This window comes from Inquilinus sp. 2KB_23 (assembly GCF_052115705.1).
Lineage (GTDB): Bacteria > Pseudomonadota > Alphaproteobacteria > DSM-16000 > Inquilinaceae > Inquilinus > Inquilinus ginsengisoli_A.
This window is the reverse complement of the sequence record NZ_JBFRHF010000018.1, coordinates 134,006-154,162: the sequence shown is the minus strand read 5'-3', so window position 1 is coordinate 154,162 and position 20,157 is coordinate 134,006. Positions and strand designations below refer to the sequence as shown.

Below are 20,157 nucleotides of genomic sequence, written 5' to 3'. Positions count from 1 at the left end.
CCGCCGTGCCAAGGCGGCTTGCACATCCTTGCGCTCTTTCGGCCCCCGCCATGGCGCCGGGCGGGGCGCGGGGCTAGGCTGGCGGCACGATGATGGAGCATGGACCCAGGGTCGAGGCCGGGCTGCAGCGGCGGCTGGCGGCGCGCTACGGCGTGGTCGCGGTGCTGGCGTCGTCGCGCGCGGTGCTGGAGCACGCGGCCGAGATCGGCGACGGCTTCACCCTGGCGCAGTGGCGCAATGCCCACGACACCACCGGCTACGAGGCCCCCGGCCACCACACGCTGAGCCTTTACCTGGAGGGCGGCGAGGGCACCCGGCGCATCGGCTTCCCCGACCGCTTCGGCGGCCCCGGCCGGTTCTGCCTGCTGCCGGCGGAGCATGAATCGCACTGGATCCTGAGCCGGCCGATGCGCTTCCTGCACTTCTACTTCGACACCGGGGCCCTGGCCGCGGCCGGCGCCGCCGTGCATGACGCCGACATCCGCGAGACGGCGCTGCCGGACGAGACCTTCTTCGACGACCCCGAGGCGGCGCGCCTGATGGCCGGCTTCACCGGGCTGGACTGGAGCGATGCCGGCGACCGGCTGGCCGCGACCCAGACCGGGCATGAGATCCTGGCCCATCTCGCCGGCAGCCGGCTGCGCCGCCGCCCCTCCCCTGCCCTCGACGGCGGCCTGGCCCCGCATGTCCGCCGCCGGGTGCTGGACGTCGTCGAGACGGCGCTGGACCAGCCGCTGACGCTGGGCCGGCTGGCGGCCGCGGCGGGGCTGTCGGAGTTCCATTTCGCCCGCATGTTCCGTGCCTCGGTCGGGCTGCCGCCGCATGCCTATGTGCTGGCCCGGCGGCTGGACCGCGCCCGCCGGCTGCTGGCCGCCACCGACCTCCCGCTGACCGAGATTGCTGCCGCCTGCGGCTTCACCCATCCCAGCCACCTGACCCGGCATTTCCGCGCCGCCTTCGGCGGCCCGCCCGGCGCGTGGCGGACGGCGATCCGGGGCTGAATCCGGCTTTATCCGCCCGAAGCCGACCGCCATAGTGGCGGAAATGGGGGGAGCGGAACGATGCGACGGATGCTGAGCTTGGCCGGCGGCCTGGTGTTCCTGTTCGGCGCGAGCGATCCAGCCTGTGCCCAGGCCACGGCGGAGGGCGCCGCCAAGCTGAAAACGCTGTTTGAGGCCTGGCTGGCACCGATGGAGAAGCTGACATCGGCGGAAGCCCGCTATCTCGCGACGAAGCTGTCGGGCATCCAGATCATCGGCCAGTGGCAAGTCGAACCCAACGGCGACGGATACCGCATCCAAACCCCTGGGTTCCGGACAGCAGTGGTCGCGAGCCTGTCGCCCGTGACCGGTGAGCTTATGCTCGCCTGCGAGCCGGACCAGTGGCACGCGACACCGGCCGCAGATGGTGCCTATGCCCTGGGCGCCGACGCACCCCCGACGTGCCGGCTGGAGGGTGAAGGGGGTTCGGCATGGCCCATCACCGCCGAGCGCCGGCAGACCACAGGCTCGGTTGACCTCAACGGTGCGAGTGGCCTGTCGATAGACACCGTTCTCGAACGGGTATCGGTCGGCAGTACCGGCAACAGCCGCGTGGCCGCGATCAATCGCCTGACCCTGACCGACAGTTTCAAGCTCATGACGAGCGGTCGTTCGGACCTGACCGAGCACTATATCCTGGAAGGCGCCTCCTTCGCCGGCCAGGGCAACTATGGCACAACCACGGCCGACCTGATCGCCATCGACAGCTGGGCGCAAGGGGCCGACATCCCGACCGTTACGGGCGCCTCGGTCGCATTGGTAAGGCGCCTTACCGGGCTGGCGGACTATCCCAGGCCCATGTCCGGGATGTTCCTGGGCAAGTTCGAGGACATCCGGGTTGTCCGACCTTTTCAGGAAAAACTCCTCGACGGCTGGGGCACCGACGGCCACGCCGAGGTCAAGATCGAAGGATTGCAGACGTCGATCCCTGACAGGACGATCCGGATCGGCAATCTGACGCTTCGCACCACATTCACGGGCCTCGACCAGGAGGCTGGCGATCTGACTGTGCGCATCGCAAGCCAAGGCATATCGGCCGAGCCGTCGGCCCCATACACCGCATGGATGCCGGCCGAAGGAACGATCGAGGTCTCGTTCCAGAGCCTGCCGCTGCGGGCCTTACTGGCAAACTCGATGCTGCCGGGCAAGGCGGCCCCCGAGTATACGGTTCGACTGCTCAACGAGGCGTCGAGCCGCATCCTCATCGAGACCTTCCACTTCACCGCACCCCAGAGCCTGCTCGATCTGACCGGAGCGGTCTGGTCGGCCGGCGAGACGGAACGGACGCTAACCGGCCAGTTGCACCTGCGCCTGGCTGGCCTCGACGACCTGTTGGAGAGGCTGAAGGACCAACTGCGAAGCCGCGAAATCACCGAGGGCTTGAGCGTGCTGCGAGTCCTGGGACGACAGATCACTCTGCCGGATGGCGGCGCCGCCCGGGACTACGAGATCGTGCTCGATCCGGAGAATCGCATCTTGGTCAATGGAAGCGATGTGCGGGGACTGCTCCGAGATCCGCCCTGATCCGAGTCTTCCGCCTATCCGCCGTAGAAGCTGCGGTACCACTCCACGAAGCGCGGGATGCCGATCTCGATCGGGGTGGTCGGGTGGAAGTCGATCGCCGCCTCCAGCTCCGCCACATCGGCATAGGTCTCGGGCACGTCGCCGGGCTGCAGCTCGCGGAAGATCTTCTGCGCCTCGCGGCCCAGCGCCTTTTCCAGCACCCCGATCATGTCCATCAGCGCCACCGGCCTGGTGTTGCCGATGTTGTAGAGCCGGTAGGGCGCCGTGCTGGTGGCCGGGTTCGGCGCGTCGCCGGACCAGGCCGGGTCGGGCGCCGGCACATGGTCCAGCACCCGGGCCACGCCTTCGACCAGGTCGTCGACATAGGTGAAGTCGCGCAGCATGTGGCCGTGGTTGAACACCTCGATCGGCCGTCCCTCGAGGATGGCGCGGGTGAACAGGAACATCGCCATGTCGGGCCGGCCCCAGGGACCGTAGGCGGTGAAGAAGCGCAGGCCGGTGACCGGCATCCAGTAGAGATGGGCGTAGCAATGCGCCATCAGCTCGTTCGCCTTCTTGGTCGCGGCGTAGAGGCTGAGGGGATGGTCGACATTCTGCCGCACCGAGAACGGCATCGCCGTGTTGGCGCCGTAGACCGAGCTGGAGGAGGCGTAGACCAGGTGGCGCACGCCGTTGTGGCGGCAGCCTTCCAGCACGTTGAGGAAGCCGACCACATTGGCGTCGACATAGGTCTCGGGGTGGGTCAGCGAATGCCGCACCCCGGCCTGGGCCGCCAGATGCGCCACCAGGCCTGGCTTTTCCCGGGCGAACAGGTCGGCCATGCCGGGCCGGTCGGCGATGTCGAGGCGGTGGAAGGCGAAGCCCGGCTGTTCCGCCAGCACCGCCAGCCGCGCCTCCTTCAGCCGCACGTCGTAATAGGGGCTGAGGTTGTCGACCCCCACCACCCGGCGCCCGGCCGCGAGCAGCCGCCGCGCCAGGGTGAAGCCGATGAAGCCGGCGGCACCTGTGACCAGGACGGGATCGGCAGGCCGGGACTCGGGTGACGGAACAACCGGGGCAGGCATCTACAGGCTCCAATAGGCGAGGCGGGACGGCACGCTCGCCGGGTCCAACGCGGATTTCACATCCATCACCAGACCGCCGTCGCGCAGGCGGGACCAGAATTCACCGAACGGTCGGTCAATATAAGCCCGGTGCGGCACCGCCAGCACCAGCGCGTCGAGATCGCGGAATTCGTCGAGGCCGGACAGGGTGAGGCCGTATTCGTGCCGCGCCCGGTCCGGGTCGGCCAGCGGGTCGTGCACCAGCGGCGTGATGCCGTAGCCCGCGAGCTCGGCCGCGATGTCGGGCACCCGGCTGTTGCGCAGGTCGGACACGTTCTCCTTGAAGGTCAGGCCGAGGATGCCGACCCGGGCGCCCAGGATGGTGCGGCCCTGGCGCGCCAGCACCTTGACCAGCTTGCCGGCCAGGAAGGCGCCCATCTGGTCGTTGATGCGGCGGCCGGCCAGGATCATCTCCGGCCGGTAGCCCACCGCCTCGGCCTTGGCCGTGAGGTAGTAGGGGTCGACCCCGATGCAGTGGCCGCCGACCAGCCCGGGCTGGAACTTCAGGAAGTTCCATTTGGTGGCCGAGGCCGCCAGCACCTCGGCGGTGCGCAGGCCCAGCCGGTCGAAAATCATCGCCAGCTCGTTCATCAGGGCGATGTTGAGGTCGCGCTGGGTGTTCTCGATCACCTTCGCCGCCTCGGCCACGCGGATCGACGGCGCCCGGTGGATGCCGGCCGGCACGATGGCGCCATAGGCCGCCGCCACCCGCTCCAGCGTCGCCGCATCCTGGCCGGAGACGACCTTGACGATGCTCTCCAGCCGGTGCTCGCGGTCGCCGGGGTTGATCCGCTCCGGCGAATAGGCCAGGGCGAAGTCGGTGCCGGGCCGGAGGCCGGAGGCGCGGGCCAGGGCCGGGCCGCACACCTCCTCGGTGGCGCCGGGATAGACGGTGGATTCGAACACCACCACCGCGCCGGGCGACAGCGCCCGGCCGATGGTCTCGCAGGCCCGCAGCAGCGGCCCGAAATCCGGCCGGCGCTCGGCGTCGATCGGCGTCGGCACGGTGGCGACGAAGAAGGTCGCGCCCTTCAGCGCCGCCGGGTCGGCGGTGATGGCCAGGCCGGTGCCGGCCAGATCGGCGGTCTCGACCTCGCCGGTGATGTCGCGGCCCTCGCGCAGCGCGGCGACGCGGCCGGGATCGATGTCGAAGCCGACGGCGCCGGGAAAACGCCGGGCGAAGGCCAGCGCCACCGGCAGCCCGACATAGCCCAGGCCGATCACGGCGATGCGCTCGGGGGGCAGGCTCATCGGACGCAACGCCAATACAATTCCAGTCCCCCCTCCCCTTGCGGGAGGGGGTTAGGGGGAGGGGTCTGCGCGCGTCCGCGCGCGAATGGGCCGGGTTCCTCTCGATGCCCGGATCGGCTTGTCATCGGCCATCTCCGGCTCGGGCTGGGAGAACCCCCTCCCCCTACCCCCCWCCCGCAAGGGGAGGGGGGACGCAGGAGAGATGGACGGCTGGCAAAGTCCAGACTGATGGTCATGCCGCGGTCCGGCGGGTGCGGGGACGCCGCTTCACCGCGGCCGCCACCGGCTTGGCCACCGGGTCGGCCACCACCCCGGTCAGGGTCTTGCGGATCTGCGCCAGCTTGGTCTCATGGGTGATCTTCAGCCCGAACACGTCCTTGACGTAGAACACGTCGACCGCGCGGGCGCCGAAGGTCGAGATCTTGGCCGAGGAGATCTGCAGCCCCAGATTGGTCAGCGACCGGCCGACGGCGTGCAGCAGGCCCGGCCGGTCGCGGCCGTTCAGCTCGATCACCGTGTGGGTGCGGCTGGCCTCGTTGTCGACCAGCACGCGCGGCGCGATCGACACCGCGTTGAACCTGGGATAGGTGCGGTGCCGCCGCTCCAGCTCGGCCGACATCTTCATCTCGCCGGACAGGCTGCGCTCGATCGCGACCTTGACCTTGGCCAGCCGCTCCGGCGCGTCGAAGGCGCCGCCCTCGACCGCGTCCTGGACCAGGAAGGTGTCCAGCGCCATGCCGTCGGCGAAGGTGAAGATCTTGGCCTCGACGATGTTGCCGCCGGACACGGCGATGGCGCCGGCCAGGCGCGAGAACAGGCCGGGATGGTCGGCGGTGTGGATGGTCAGCTCGGCCACCGTGCGCTGCTGGTCGACCCGGATGTCGATGGCCAGCGGCGTGGCCTCGGCCTTCGCGTCCGCCGCCCGCACCAGCCGGGCGTGGCGGGCCTGGGTGGCGCCGTCGAAGGCCAGCCAGTAGGCGCGGCTGACCTTGGCGATGTAGGGCTCGACCGCATCCCCGGGCCAATCCGCCAGCGCCTCGCGCAGCAGGTCCTTGGCCAGCTCGACCCGGCGCTCGGCCCCGACCGTCTCGTCGGCGCCCGACAGCCGTTCCTCGGCGCGGTAGTACAGCTCGGACAGCAGCGTCGCCTTCCAGGCGGTCCAGCGCCCGGGGCCGACGGCGCTGATGTCGGCCGCGGTCAGCACCAGCAGCAGCCGCAGCCGCTCCGGGCTTTCCACCGCGGCGACGAAGTCCTGCACCGTCTTGTCGTCCTCGATGTCGCGCTTGAAGGCGGTGTCGCTGAGCAGCAGGTGCCAGCGCACCAGCCACTGCGCGGTCTCGGTCTCCTCCGGCGTCAGGCCGAAGCGGGGGCCCAGCTTGCGCGCCACGCGGGCGCCCAGCACCGAATGGTCGCCGCCGCGGCCCTTGGCGATGTCGTGGCACAGCAGGGCGACGTAGAGCGCCCGGCGCGACCCGGTCTTGCGCATCACCTGGGTGGCCAGCGGCAGGGTGTCCGCCGCCTCGCCGGTCTCGATCCGGTGCAGGATGCCGAGCGCGAACAGGGTGTGCTCGTCGACCGTGTAGGTGTGGTACATGTCGTACTGCATCTGCGCCACCACCCGGCCGAAATCCGGGATGAAGCGGCCCAGCACGCCGGCCTCGTTCATGCGCCGCAGCGGGATCTCCGGGTCCTGCTCCGCGGTCAGGATCTCAAGGAAGATGCGGTTCGCCTCCGGGTCCTCGCGCAGGCCCGAGATGAGGTGGATGTTCCGCGTGATCAGCTTCAGCGCCGCCGGATGGATGTCGAGGTCGCGCGCTTGAGCCACCCGGAACAGCCGGATGATGTCGACCGGGTGCTCGCGGATCTGCTTCTCGCCGGCCAGGCTGATGCGGTCGCCGTCCAGCGGCAGCCCGTCGACCATCGGCGCCGCGAAGCCGAGGAAGGCCAGGCCGCGCTTCGGCCGCCGCTGGCTTTCCGCCTCCAGCGCCGCGCAGAAGATGCGGGTGAGGTTGCCGACCTCCTTGGCCACCAGGAAGTAGTGCTTCATCAGCCGCTCGACGCCCTTGGCGCCGGCATGGTCGGTGTAGCCGGCGACGCGCGCCATCTCCGGCTGCAGGTCGAAGGTCAGCCGGTCCTCGGCCCGCCCGGTCAGGTAGTGCAGCTGGCAGCGCACGGCGCGCAGGAAGCTCTGCGACCGGCGGAAATGCCGCGCCTCCTCCTCGGTCAGCACGCCCTTGGCCACCAGCCCTTCGACGCCGTCGACCTGGTAGAGATACTTGCCGATCCAGAACAGGGTCTGCAGGTCGCGCAGGCCGCCCTTGCCCTCCTTCACATTCGGCTCCAGCACATAGCGGCTGTCGCCCATGCGGCGGTGGCGGGCGTCGCGTTCGCCCAGCTTGGCCTCGGTGAAGGCGGCGCCGGTGCCGGCCGCCACCTCCTCGATGAAGCGCTTCCGCAGCGTGTCGTACAGCGTCGGCTCGCCCCACAAGAGCCGGGTCTCCATCAGGCTGGTGCAGATGGTGGTGTCGCTGCGGGCCAGGCGCAGGCATTCGTCGACCGAGCGCACGGCGTGGCCGACCTTCAGCCCGAGATCCCACAAGAGGTAGAGCATGTACTCCACCACCTGCTCGACCCGCGGGTTGCGCTTGTAGGGCAGCAGGAACAAGAGGTCGATGTCCGAGAACGGCGCCAGCTCGCCGCGGCCGTAGCCGCCGATCGCGGCGATGGCGAAGCGTTCGCCGACCGTCGGGTTGGAGACCGGGAACAGCCGCGACACGGTCAGCGCCGCCAGCCCCGCGATCAGCACATCCATGAGATAGGCGGATTCGCTGACGCAGGCATCGGCCGACCCGTCCTCGTCGACGAAACGGCGGCGGATCACCGCACGGCCGTCCGCCAGCGCCTGGCGCAGCACCGCCAGGATCTCCGCCCGCTGCGCCTGGGTGTCGCCGCGGTCCAGCGCCGCGTAGAGACGCTGCTCCAGCACCGCGGGATCGATGATCTCGAGCGGCGCGTCGATCCGCTCGCCGCCGCGCCGCACCGCGCTGGGCGCGGGCGAGGCGGCAGCCGGCGGCGCTGCCTGCGGCAGGAAGCGGCGGAGGCGGCCACGCAGGCCGGGTCGGGCGATGATCTCGTCGGGCATGATAGGTCTTAGGTGAGCAGCGCCTTCAAAGCATACAACCGTTCGAGCGCTTCGCGCGGTGTCATCGTGTCGGGATCGACCGCCGCCAGCGCGGATTCGACCTCGGACGGGCCCGCCTCCGCCAGCGTGGCCGGCCGCGCCATCGCCGCCGAGAACAGCGGCAGGTCATCGACCAGCCGGGCGACGCTGCGCCCCTGCTTGCCTTGCTCCAGCGCCTCCAGCACCTCCTCGGCCCGGCCGATCACCGCGGCCGGCAGCCCGGCCAGCCGGGCAACATGGATGCCGTAGGACCGGTCGGCGGTGCCGGGCGCGACCTCGTGCAGGAACACGATGTCGCCCTGCCACTCCTTCACCCGCATGGTGTGGCAGGACAGGCGCGGCAGCCGCGCCTGCAGCGCCGTCAGCTCGTGGTAGTGGGTGGCGAACAGCGCGCGGCAGCGCGTGGTCTCGTGCAGATGCTCGACGCAGGCCCAGGCGATCGACAAGCCGTCGAAGGTGGCGGTGCCGCGCCCGATCTCGTCGAGGATGACCAGCGCCCGCGGGCCGGCCTGGTTCAGGATCGCCGCGGTCTCGACCATCTCGACCATGAAGGTGGAGTGGCCGCGCGCCAGGTCGTCGGCGGCGCCGACCCGGCTGAACAGCCGGTCGACCACGCCGATCTCGGCATCCTCGGCCGGCACGAAGCCGCCCATCTGGGCCAGCACGGCGATCAGCGCGTTCTGGCGCAGGAAGGTGGATTTACCGGCCATGTTCGGGCCGGTCAGCAGCCACAGCCGACGCTCCTCCGACAGGTCGCAGTCATTGCCGACGAAGGCGCCGCCCTGGGATTCGGCCAGCGCGATCTCGACCACCGGGTGGCGGCCGCCCCTGATGCGGAAGGCGGTGTCGTCGGTCACCCGCGGCCGGCAGTAGCGCCGCTCGACCGCCAGCTCGGCCTGCGACGCGGCGACGTCGAAGCCGGCCAAAGCGCGGATCGCGGACGACACTGCCTCGGCCCGGCCGGTGACCTCGCCGACCAGGTCGGCGAACAGCCGCAACTCGATCGCCAGCGCCTTGTCCGCCGCCTCGGCGATCGACCGCTCCAGCGTGCCGAGCTCGACCGTGGTGAAGCGCATCGCCGAGGCCATGGTCTGGCGATGGATGAAGGTGCCGATATGCGGCGGCTGGGTTAGCTTGTCGGCCTGGTTGGCCGAGACCTCGACGTGATAGCCGATGACGTTGTTGTGGCGGATGCGCAGCGTCGAAATCTTGGTCTCGTCGACGTAACGCTGCTGCAGCGCCGCGATCAGCCGGCGCGACTCGTCGCGCAGGGTGCGCAGCTCGTCCAGCTCGGGCAGGTAGCCCGCGGCGATGAAACCGCCGTCGCGGATCAGCAGCGGCAGCTCCTCCGCCAAGGCCCGGGCCAGCCGGTCGATCAGCCCGTCATGCTCGCCGAGTTCCGCCGCGGCGCGGGACAAGAGCGGCGGCAGGTCGAGGAAGCGCGGGGCGCCCAGCCGGTCGCGCAGGGCGGTGCCCTGGCGCAGCGCGTCGCGGATCGCCGCGAGATCGCGCGGGCCGCCGCGGCCGAGGCCCAGCCGGGTCAGCGCCCGCTCCCCATCCGGGCACGCGCGCAGCAGGGTGCGCAAATCGTCGCGCAGCCGCCCGTCCTCGACCAGCGCCTGGACGGCATCGAGCCGTTCGCCGATCGCCGCCGGGTCGGTCAGCGGCGCCGCCAGCTGCGATGCCAGCATGCGGGCGCCGGGGCCGGTGACGGTGCGGTCGATCGCGGCCAGCAGGCTGCCACGGCGGTCGCCCGACAGGGTCCGGGTCAGTTCGAGGTTGCGGCGGGTGGCGACGTCGATCTCCATCACCGCGCCGCGCGGCAGGCGGCGGGGCGGCGACAGCCGCGGCAGCGCCTTCTGGGTCAGCTGGATGTAGTCGACCAGGGCGCCGGCGGCGGCGACCTCGGCCCGCTCGAAGCTGCCGAAGGCATCGAGGGTGCCGACCCGGAACAGATCCTGCAGCCGGCGCCGCCCGTTCTCGCTGTCGAAGCGGGCGCTGGGCTGCGGCGTCAGCCGCATCTTCCAGTCGCCGAGCAGCTCGAACAGCGCCGGATTCTGCAGCACCCGCTCGGGCAGCAGGATCTCGCTGGGGTCGAACCGGGCCAGCGCGGCGCCCAGCCGGTCGGGCGCGGTCGGCTCGGTCACCAGGTCGCCGGAGGAGATGTCGACCGCGGCGATCGCCAGGGTGCCCGCGACCTCGGCCAGCGCCACCAGGTGATTCGCGCTGCGCGGCTCCAAGAGGCCGTCCTCGGTCACCGTGCCCGGGGTGACCACGCGCACCACCTCGCGCCGCACCAGCGTCTTGCCGGAGCGCTTGCGCGCATCGTCCGGGCTTTCGGTCTGGTCGCACAGCGCCACCCGGAAGCCCAGCCGGATCAGCCGGGCCAGATAGGCCTCGTGGCTGTGCGCCGGCACCCCGGCCATCGGGATGTCGCCGCCCTGGTGCTGGCCGCGCTTGGTCAAGGCGATGTCGAGCGCCGCCGCGGCCTTGACCGCGTCGTCGAAGAACATCTCGTAGAAATCGCCCATGCGGAAGAACAGCAGGCAGTCCGGATGGGCCGCCTTGGCCTCCAGATACTGCGCCATCATCGGCGTGACGGGCGGTTCGGTCGTCGCGGGGGTGCTGCTGTCGGGCAAGGCTGTCGACACGGGGCTCGGGGATCGGATGGGCGAAGGGCGGACCTTAGCACGCCTTTCCCACACTTCTCACGCCCTTGCGTCGCCTTGCGACAGGTGGGGTACCGGGGCCGGAACGCGGTTGCGCCGCAGGGTGGTTTTCCCGGCGGCGCCCCGCCCGATCCCCGCGCCGAAGCCCACCGACCACAGGCGGCCGGCGATCCGGAACCGGATCCGCGGCGCCCCCTCCCCCATGGCGGATGGCGCCGCTGCGACTCGGATCATACTAAGATTGATAATCACTCTCAATCTCCATTGCCGATCGACGGGATGCGACGCGTCCGGGGCCGCCGGACAGGCGGCCCCGGGTCAGCGTTGCAGCACCCGGCGCATCACCAGCTCGTCGCCGAGCATTTCGCCGGTCTCGACGAAGCCCTCGGCGGCGTAGAGCCGGCGCGCCACCAGGTTGGCCGGGTCTACGCCGAGCATCACCCGCTCGCTGCGCGGCAGGCGGTCGAGGATGGCCAGCGTGGCGCGCAGGGCGGCGCGGCCGAAGCCGCGGCCCTGGAACCGGGCGTCGATCATCAGCCGGTAGATCCAGCGCCGGCCTTCATCCGGGTCGAGCGCGTGCATGACGAAGCCGACGACCCCACCATTGGTGGCATCGCAGACCCCGAGCGGCACGCACCACGGCATCTCATCCGCCTCGGCGATGGATTCGGCGTTGGAGGCGACGAAGCCCGCCTGGTCGGGCAGCACCCGCAGCGAGGCGAACACGGCGCGATCCTGCGACGTGACCATGGGGACAAGCCGCACCGGCGGCGCTGCCGGCAAGGGCGGCGCACGATATGCGTACATGTGATTTAGTTCCTATATAGCGTCGATAACCCAAGCCTCGCGCCCGACACGGAGGTCGGGCACAGGCCGGTGGGATCTAGCGACGGGAGGCGGCGGGGCAGTGCCTAGAGCGCGTTCGCGCTCTACTCGTTTAAGTAGGCCCGGATTCAGATTTCGGACGAAATCATCCGGGCCTAGGCCCCGCCCCGCTCCCGTTTCAAGATCTGAGCCCGACGTCGCGTCTGAGGTATTCGCTCAGCGAATCGGTGTCGCGGGGTTTTCGGCGCGGCGTCACGAGGACGCGGCCCAGCTCCGCAAACGCGACGACGATGAGCGACAGGGACGGACGGAAGGCACGCTTCTCGTTCGAAACGAACATGATGATCTCCAAATCGGTTTGGAGGTTGATGAACCGTCCGGCCGACACGGGTCGGGCCGATGAGGACCGGACCTGTGAAGGTCGGGCCCGTGAAAGTCGGACGGGGCGAATCCGTCACGCGGAATGCGGGACGGAATGGGGTGGAAGGTTGAAGGACGAGGATCGGATGCGGAGGCGTCGGAAACGGCCCGTTGGGGTCCGTCCGGCGGTGTCGGCAGCGATCAGGTCAGTGCAGGGAAGCTATCAGGTCGTGAGTCGACGAGATCTGATCGTGCAGACGTTCAGGCGGCAAAGCCGCGGTAGAGATGAACATTGGTCATTGCACGATCCTCCCTGGAATTGGAGTAGAGCCGAGAGATACGGGATTGCCGCTGCGTTGCGCAAGCGGCCTCTTTTGGGTGCAGTGCGAAGAGATCTTGGCGTTGCAGAAGAGCCACAGTCGGAAGGGCTTGACGGTCGGTTGCCGCGAAGGTCCAGTGATCGGCCCCGCATCCACCCAGCGCCGCCGGACATCATGACCACATCATCGCTCGATGACGACGCCCTCGCCTTCCATGCCCAGGGCCGCCCCGGCAAGCTGGAGATCAGCGCGACCAAGCCGCTGACCACCCAGCGCGACCTGTCGCTGGCCTATTCCCCCGGCGTGGCCGCGCCCTGCCTGCGGATCCATGCCGATCCGGCGGCGGCCTACGACTACACGTCCAAGGGCAACATCGTCGCCGTGATCTCGAACGGCACCGCAGTGCTGGGCCTGGGCGACCTGGGCGCGCTGGCCAGCAAGCCGGTGATGGAGGGCAAGGCCGTCCTGTTCAAGCGCTTCGCCGACATCGACGGCATCGACCTCGAGGTCGACACCCGCGACGTCGACGAATTCGTCAACTGCGTGCGCTTCCTGGGCCCGTCCTTCGGCGGCATCAACCTCGAGGACATCAAGGCGCCGGACTGCTTCATCATCGAGGCTCGGCTGCGCGAGCTGCTGGACATTCCGGTGTTCCACGACGACCAGCACGGCACCGCGATCATCGCCGCGGCCGGGCTGATCAACGCGCTGGAGCTGACCGGCCGGACCATCGGCGACATCCGCATGGTGCTGAACGGCGCCGGCGCCGCCGCGATCGCCTGCGTCGAGCTGTTCAAGTCGCTGGGCACGCCGGCCCAGAACATCATCCTGTGCGACAGCAAGGGCGTGGTCTACCAGGGCCGCACCGAGGGCATGAACCAGTGGAAGGCGGCCCATGCCGTCGACACGCCGCACCGCACCCTGGCCGAGGCGGTGGCTGGGTCCGACGTCTTCATCGGCCTGTCGGTCAAGGGCGCCATGACGCCCGAGATGGTCAAATCGATGGCGGACAAGCCGATCATCTTCGCCCTGGCCAACCCGGACCCCGAGATCGCGCCGGACGCGGTCAAGGCGGTGCGGTCCGACGCCATCATCGCCACCGGCCGGTCGGACTATCCCAACCAGGTCAACAACGTCCTGGGCTTCCCCTACATCTTCCGCGGCGCGCTTGATGTCCGCGCCCGCACCATCAACGAGGCGATGAAGCTGGCCGCCGCCCACGCGCTGGCCCGGCTGGCCCGCCAGGACGTGCCGGACGAGGTCGACAGCGCCTATTCCGGCCGCCGGCTGCGCTACGGCCCCGAATACATCATCCCGGTGCCGTTCGACCCGCGGCTGATCGAGGAGATCCCGCTGGCCGTGGCCCAGGCGGCGATGGAATCGGGCGTGGCGCGCAAGCCGATCACCGATGTCGCCGCCTATCGCCAGAGCCTGCGCCGCCGCCTGGACCCGACCGTCGACAAGCTGCAGCTGATCTTCGACAAGGTGGCGTCGGCCGACACCCGCGTGGTCTTCGCCGAGGGCGAGGAGGAGCGCACCATCCGCGCCGCCATCGCCTTCCGCGCCGCCGGCTACGGCACGCCGATCCTGATCGGGCGCGAGGAGCGGGTGCGCGAGACCATGGCCCGGATCGGCCTGCCCGAGGCCACCATCGCCGAGCTGGAGATCCACAACGCCCGGCTGTCGCGCCACAACGAGCGCTACATCGACTTCGTGTGGCGCCGGCTGCAGCGCCAAGGGCTGCTGCAGCGCGACGTCGCCCGCATGGTCAACCAGGGCCGCAACATCTTCGCCGCCTGCATGGTCGCGCATGGCGACGCCGACGCCATGGTCACCGGGCTGACCCGCAACTTCACCACCTGCTTCGAGGAGATCACCCGCGTCATCGACCCGGCGCCGGACCATGTGCCCTTCGGCCTGTCGATGCTGACGGTGCGCGGCGGCACGGTGCTGATCGCCGACACCACGGTGCATGAGCGGCCGGACCCGGAACTGCTGGTCGACATCGCGCTGCAGGCCGCGGCCAAGGCGCGGGCGCTGGGGCATGAGCCGCGGCTGGCCTTCGTCTCCTCCTCCAATTTCGGCCAGCCGATGCGGGAGTTCACCCAGCGCATCCGCGACGCCGTCACCATCATGGACGCCCGCGCCAAGGCCGGCGGGGTCGATTTCGAATACGACGGCGAGATGACCGCCGAGGTCGCGCTCGACCATGAGCTGATGAAGCGGCTGTATCCCTTCGCCCGCCTGTCCGGCCCGGCCAACCTGCTGATCATGCCGGCGCTGAACGCGGCCAATATCGGCGCCAAGATGATCCAGAAGCTGGCCGGCGCCTCGCTGATCGGGCCGCTGCTGTGCGGCCTGGAGAAGCCGGCCCAGGTGGTGCAGATGGGCGCCACCGTGACCGAGATCGTCACCGCTGCGGCGCTGGCCGCCTACGACGCGCTGCCGCAGCGGCGGTAGTTCCCTCGCTGCAGCGCACAAAAAAGATGGGGTGATCCGCATCGGCGGAACGCCTCGGCACTAGCCCTGGGGCGCGGTCCGCATTATGGTCCGCGCCCATACCCCTTCGGAACGACCAGGGCCGTCATGGATATCAACAAGATCCCGGTGGGCGTGAACCCGCCCTTCGACGTCAACGTCCTCATCGAGAACCCGATGGGCGGGGTGCCGGTGAAGTACGAGCTCGACAAGGAGTCGGGCGCGATGTTCGTCGACCGCTTCCTGCACACCGCGATGGCCTATCCCGGCAATTACGGCTTCATCCCGCATACCCTGTCGGGTGACGGCGACCCGGTCGACGTCATCGTCGTCGGGCGCGAGCCGGTGATGCCGGGCGCCGTGCTGCGCGCCCGGCCGGTCGGCGTGCTGCTGATGGAGGACGAGGCCGGCGAGGACGAGAAGATCCTGGCGGTGCCGGTGTCGAAGCTGCACCCCTACTACGCCAAGGTGCAGAGCTACGAGGATTTGCAGGAGATCCTGCGCGACCAGATTTCCCACTTCTTCGCCCACTACAAGGACCTGGAAAAGGGCAAGTGGGTCCGGATCATGGGCTGGGACGGGCCGCAACGGGCCGCCGAGATGATCGTCGCCGGCATCGAGCGCGCCAAGGCCGACAAGAAGACCGCCGCGGAGTAAGCACCCCGACCGACATCGTCCTTGAGCCGCCCGGCCTGCTGGGCGACTCTCAGCGGACGGCCCCTGCCGGGAGCGCGCGATGTCGGTCCGCAACCTGGACGCCCTGTTCCGCCCGGCCTCGATCGCCCTGATCGGGGCCAGCCGCCGCCCGGGCTCGGTCGGCGCCGTGCTGGCCCGCAACCTCTTCGCCGGCGGCTTCGGCGGCCCGGTGATGGCGGTCAATCCCCGGACCCAGTCGTTCGGCGGGGCCCCGTCCTACCCCTCGGTCGCCGCCCTGCCGGTGGTGCCGGAGCTGGCGGTGATCGCCACCCCGCCGGCCACCGTGCCCGGGCTGATCGCCGAGCTGGGCGCCCGCGGCACCCGCGCCGCCGTGGTCGTCACCACCGGCTTCGATGCGGGCCCCGAGGGGGCGGGGCTGCGCCAGGCGATGCTGGACGCGGCCAGGCCGCATCTGCTGCGCATCGTCGGGCCCCATTGCCTGGGCCTGATGGCCCCGCATCACGGCGTCAACGCCAGCCTGGGCCATGTCGCGCCGCTGGCCGGCGACATCGCCTTCGTCAGCCAGTCCGGCGACATCGCCGCCGCGGTGCTGGACTGGGCCACCCATCGCGGCATCGGCTTCAGCCACGCGGTGTCGCTGGGCGACATGGCCGATGTCGATTTCGGCGACCTGCTGGACTGGCTGGCCGCCGACAGCCGCACCCGGGCGATCCTGCTGCATGTCGAGACCGTCACCCAGGCCCGGAAGTTCATGTCGGCCGGGCGCATCGCCGCCCGCACCAAGCCGGTGGTGGTGATCAAGGCCGGCCGCACCGGCGCCCTGGCCGGGCCCGACGCGGTCTACGACGCCGCTTTCCGCCGCGCCGGCATGCTGCGGGTGTTCGACCTGGCCGAGCTGTTCGACGCGGTCGAGACCCTGGCCGGCGGCCTGCGCGTCGACGGCGAGCGGCTGGCGATCCTGAGCAATGGCGGCGGCATCGGCGTGCTGGCGGCCGAGGCGCTGGCCGATGCCGGCGGCAGCGTGGCGGCCCTGTCGCCCGAGACCCTGGCCCGGCTGGACGTGGCGCTGCCGGGCCACAGCCTTGGCAACCCGGTCGATGCCATCGGCCCGGTCGACATCCGCGGCGACGCCACGGGCGAGCGCTATGCCCGCACACTCGATGCGTTGCTGGCCGATTCGGGCAAGGATGCCGTCCTGGTGCTGAACGGTCCCAGCGCGCTTGCCGATCCGATCCCCGCGGCGCGGGCGATGGTGCAGTCGGTGGCGCAGGCGACGGCGCGCAACGGCCGGCGGCCGCCCGTGCTGACCAGCTGGCTGGGAACCGGCGCCGCCGCCGTCGCGGCCAGACGCCTGCTGGCCGAGGCGCGGATCCCCGGCTACGCCACCCCCGGCCAGGCGGCGCGGGCGTTCATGCACCTCGCCCGCCATCGCCGGAACCAAAAGTCGCTGATGGAGACGCCGCCGGCCCTGCCGGAGGATTTCGTGCCCGACACCGAGGCGGCCCGGGCGGCGATCGCGGCTGCGTTGGTTGAGGGCCGGTCGACCCTGGCCGAATCGGAGGCCCGGTCGGTGCTGGAGGCCTATCGGATCCCGGTGGCGCCGGCCGGCAGCGCGGCGGGGTCGGAGGCGCACCCGCTGATCCTGGCTATCGGCGAGGATCCGCTGTTCGGCCCGATCCTGCGCTTCGGCCAGGGCGGCGCCGCCGCCGGGATGCTGGGCGACAGTGCCGTCGCCCTGCCGCCGCTGAACGCCGTGCTGGCGCGCGAGCTGATGGCCCGCGCCCGGGTCTGGCGGCTGCTGCAGGGCTATCCTGGCCGGCCGCCGCCCGACCTCGACGCCATCGCCCTGACCCTGGTGAAGCTGTCGCAGCTGGCCGCCGACCTGTCCGAGGTGGCCGCGCTCGAGATCAATCCCCTGCTGGCCGATGCCGCCGGCGTGCAGGCGCTGGACGCCCAAATCAGGGTGCGGCCGCCGTTGCCGGCGGGCACGCCGCGATTCGCCATCCGCCCCTACCCGCAGCGACTGGTCGAGCGGCTGGTGCTGCGCGACGGGCGCGAGATCGTGCTGCGGCCGGTGCGGCCGGAGGACGAGCCGGCGATTCGCGAGATGCTGCAGCGATCGGCCCCGGCCGATGTCCGGCTGCGCTTCTTCAGCACCATGCGCAGCTTCAGCCACGAATTCGCCGCCCGGCTGACCCAGATCGACTATGACCGCGAGATGGCGCTGGTGGCCGAGGCCGAGGAGGACGGGCGCAGGGTGCTGCTGGGGGCCGTGCGAATCATCGCCGACCCGGACAACGAGACCGCCGAATACGGCATCATGGTGCGGTCCGACCTGAAGGGCCACGGGCTGGGGTCCCGGCTGATGACCGAGATCATCGCCTATGCCCGCAGCCGCGGCCTGAAGCGGATCTACGGCGAGGTGCTGCGTGAAAACGTCACGATGCTGCGCATGGCGGGAGAGCTCGGCTTCGCCCGCGAAGATGTGGCCGACGAGCCCGGCATCGTGCATGTGACGATTTCGCTCGACGACCTGCCCGCTCTCGGTCAGCATTCCTGACAATTGTTCGACCGTCTGGGGGACAGGCTGGTCGGCGTTTTGTACTTTGAATGAAGGACTTATCCGTATACGTTAATCGCCTGCGTTAATGTTGGGGCCTGCGGCGCCGCCGTCGGTCTTTGCGATTCGGGGGAGCATGGAGGGGAATATGCCAGGGACAACCCGCTGGACCAGGGCTGTTGCGGCCACCGCGTTGCTTGCCGGCCTGCTGGCCGCCTGCGCCGAGGCGCCCAAGCCGAAGCCCGTGGTCGCGAGCGGCCCCTGGGGTGCCGAGATTCACGAGGCGTCGCGTCGCTTCGACGTGCCCGAGGCCTGGATCCGCGCCGTAATGCAGGTGGAAAGCGGCGGCCAGACCCATTGGAAGGGTGGCCAGCCGATCACCAGCACCGCCGGCGCCATGGGCCTGATGCAGGTGATGCCCGGCACGTATGACGAGCTGCGCTACCAGCACGGCCTGGGCGGCGATGCCTACAACCCGCGCGACAACATCATCGCCGGCGCGGCCTATATCCGCGACATGTACGACCTCTATGGCTATCCCGGCTTCCTCGGCGCCTACAATGCCGGGCCGGAACGCTATCGCCAATACGTCGAGGAAGGCCGGCCGCTGCCGCGCGAGACCCGGCGCTACATGGACATCATCGCGCCGCAGATCGCCGGCATCCTGCCCGGCAAGAGCGCGCCCGACCGCATGACCCAGTACGCGGCGGCCCAGATCGACCGGCAGATCCCGGCGACCCGCAACACCACCGTGGTCGCGGCGATGAAGCCGATCCCCGACGGCTCGTCGATGCGCGGCACCACCGTGGTCGCAGCCATGCAACCCATCCCCGATGGCTCGTCGATGCGTGGTGCGACCGTGGTCGCAGCCATGCAGCCGATCCCCGATGGCTCGTCGATGCGCGGCACCACCGTGGTCGCGGCGATGCAGCCGATCCCCGATGGGTCGAGCGCCTACCGCGCCGTGCAGCAGAATCCGGTGGCCGCCCTGGCCGCCCGGACGGTGCAGCCGGCCCCGGTGCAGATGCGGCCGATCCCCGACGCCGGCGCCGTCCAGGTCGCCACCGTGGCCCCGGCCGCCCGCACCGTCGTGGTGCCGGCCCCGGTCCGCATGGCCCCGATCCCCGACGGCAGCAGCCAGGTGGCCGCGGCAACCCCGGTGACGCGCAGCGTGCTGCCGCCGCCGGCCCGCATGGCGCCGATCCCGGACGCCCAGCCGGTGGCCCGCGCCCCGGCGCCCGAGGTCCGGGTCGCGGCGGCGGTTCCGGCTGCGCCGCCGGTCCGCGCCACCGCCGCCCCGACCCGCATGGCGCCGATCCCCGACGCCCCGCCGGTCCGCGTGGCCTCGGCCAAGGCCAACCGCCCGGCGATCCAGCAGGTCGCCGACGCCGGCGAGCCGCGCCGCCAGACCAACGGCCTGCCGGCCGGCTGGTTCGTTCCCAGCGCGCCGGGCAAGTAGGCCGGCGCTCCCTGCTCCCCAAAAAAGCCCGCGATGCCGGTCCGGCGTCGCGGGCTTTTTGCTGTCCGAAGCCGGGATCAGGTCGCGTCGATCATCCCCTTGCCGTCGCGGCGATAGCTCCAGGCGCCCGAGGGCGGCAGGCTGCGCCAGACGAAGTCGACCAGGCGGCCGCGCAGCCCCAGCTTGCGCCGCGGCAGCGGCGACAGGATCTGGTTGGTGATCTGCAGGAACTGGCCGGCCCGGCCCATCCGGGCGAAGGCCGCGTCGATGATCCGGCGCTGCAGTTCGAGCGGGAACCAGATGATCGGCAGGGTCGACACCACCGTCGACAGCCTGATCACGCCGGCCGCCTCCAGCATCGCGCCGATGTCGGCGACATCGCCCTCCAGCACCCGGACCCCCGGGAAACGGCGGCGCAGCACGGCGCACAGCTCCGGCATCTTCTCGACCACGATCAGCTTCTCCGGCGGCAGCCCGGTCGCCAGCAGCTCCTCGGTGATGCTGCCGGTGCCGGCACCGAGCTCCAGCACGGGATCCTCGACCCGCGGGTCGACATGGCGGGCGAAGGCCCGGGCCAAAGCGGGGCTGGAGGGCGCCCAGGCCGCGATCTTGAGCGGCGACCGGAACCACAGCCGAAGGAACAGCCAGGAATCCTTGTTCATGCGACGCCTCCGAATCCGGGGTCGAGACTACGGGTCGGCACGATCATAAGAGCCCGCCTGGCGGCGGA

At 70.6% G+C, this 20,157-nt stretch carries 13 protein-coding genes; 6 read left to right on the top strand and 7 right to left on the bottom strand.

Annotated elements, in window-relative coordinates; all coding sequences use genetic code 11:
* Positions 1–89 precede the first annotated feature (89 nt).
* On the top strand, positions 90–1,001 hold the full coding sequence (locus AB4112_RS22795) for a helix-turn-helix domain-containing protein (RefSeq protein WP_441723205.1): 912 nt from the start codon (positions 90–92) through the stop codon (positions 999–1,001).
* A 60-nt stretch (positions 1,002–1,061) separates the two neighbouring features.
* Positions 1,062–2,564 (top strand): hypothetical protein, encoded by a 1,503-nt coding sequence (locus AB4112_RS22790; RefSeq protein ID WP_441723203.1) that lies wholly within the window; start codon positions 1,062–1,064, stop codon positions 2,562–2,564.
* Positions 2,565–2,578: 14 nt separating this feature from the next.
* Here the strand turns inward: AB4112_RS22790 and AB4112_RS22785 are convergent, their stop codons facing one another.
* The 6 genes from AB4112_RS22785 to AB4112_RS22760 form a co-directional block, all read right to left on the bottom strand.
* Positions 2,579–3,628 (bottom strand): NAD-dependent epimerase, encoded by a 1,050-nt coding sequence (locus AB4112_RS22785; protein WP_441723202.1) that lies wholly within the window; start codon positions 3,626–3,628, stop codon positions 2,579–2,581.
* Positions 3,629–4,918, bottom strand: a complete 1,290-nt coding sequence (locus tag AB4112_RS22780) for a nucleotide sugar dehydrogenase (protein WP_441723201.1) — start codon at positions 4,916–4,918, stop codon at positions 3,629–3,631.
* 232 nt (positions 4,919–5,150) lie between these two features.
* Complete coding sequence (locus AB4112_RS22775; RefSeq protein ID WP_441723199.1) at positions 5,151–8,060, bottom strand: [protein-PII] uridylyltransferase; 2,910 nt, start codon at positions 8,058–8,060, stop codon at positions 5,151–5,153.
* Between the two features lie 8 nt (positions 8,061–8,068).
* Entirely contained in the window at positions 8,069–10,690 is a 2,622-nt protein-coding gene (gene mutS, locus AB4112_RS22770) for a DNA mismatch repair protein MutS (RefSeq protein ID WP_441723219.1), read from the bottom strand.
* A gap of 396 nt (positions 10,691–11,086) precedes the next feature.
* On the bottom strand, positions 11,087–11,575 hold the full coding sequence (locus tag AB4112_RS22765) for a GNAT family N-acetyltransferase (RefSeq protein WP_309798777.1): 489 nt from the start codon (positions 11,573–11,575) through the stop codon (positions 11,087–11,089).
* A gap of 196 nt (positions 11,576–11,771) precedes the next feature.
* On the bottom strand, positions 11,772–11,933 hold the full coding sequence (locus tag AB4112_RS22760) for a hypothetical protein (protein ID WP_309798775.1): 162 nt from the start codon (positions 11,931–11,933) through the stop codon (positions 11,772–11,774).
* A gap of 514 nt (positions 11,934–12,447) precedes the next feature.
* Between AB4112_RS22760 and AB4112_RS22755 the strand changes: the two genes are divergently transcribed.
* The 4 genes from AB4112_RS22755 to AB4112_RS22740 all read left to right on the top strand — a co-directional run bounded on the left by AB4112_RS22755 (position 12,448) and on the right by AB4112_RS22740 (position 19,427).
* Positions 12,448–14,733 (top strand): NADP-dependent malic enzyme, encoded by a 2,286-nt coding sequence (locus tag AB4112_RS22755; RefSeq protein ID WP_441723196.1) that lies wholly within the window; start codon positions 12,448–12,450, stop codon positions 14,731–14,733.
* A gap of 126 nt (positions 14,734–14,859) precedes the next feature.
* On the top strand, positions 14,860–15,408 hold the full coding sequence (gene ppa / locus AB4112_RS22750; protein ID WP_309798771.1) for an inorganic diphosphatase: 549 nt from the start codon (positions 14,860–14,862) through the stop codon (positions 15,406–15,408).
* A 79-nt stretch (positions 15,409–15,487) separates the two neighbouring features.
* Entirely contained in the window at positions 15,488–17,968 is a 2,481-nt protein-coding gene (locus AB4112_RS22745; protein ID WP_441723193.1) for a bifunctional acetate--CoA ligase family protein/GNAT family N-acetyltransferase, read from the top strand.
* Positions 17,969–18,116: 148 nt separating this feature from the next.
* On the top strand, positions 18,117–19,427 hold the full coding sequence (locus AB4112_RS22740) for a transglycosylase SLT domain-containing protein (RefSeq protein WP_441723191.1): 1,311 nt from the start codon (positions 18,117–18,119) through the stop codon (positions 19,425–19,427).
* A 77-nt stretch (positions 19,428–19,504) separates the two neighbouring features.
* On the opposite strand, the gene AB4112_RS22735 is transcribed toward AB4112_RS22740, so the two are convergent.
* Positions 19,505–20,089 carry a class I SAM-dependent methyltransferase gene (locus AB4112_RS22735; RefSeq protein ID WP_441723189.1) on the bottom strand — a complete coding sequence of 195 codons (585 nt, stop codon included), beginning with the start codon at positions 20,087–20,089 and terminating at the stop codon, positions 19,505–19,507.
* Between the last annotated feature and the right edge of the window lie 68 nt (positions 20,090–20,157).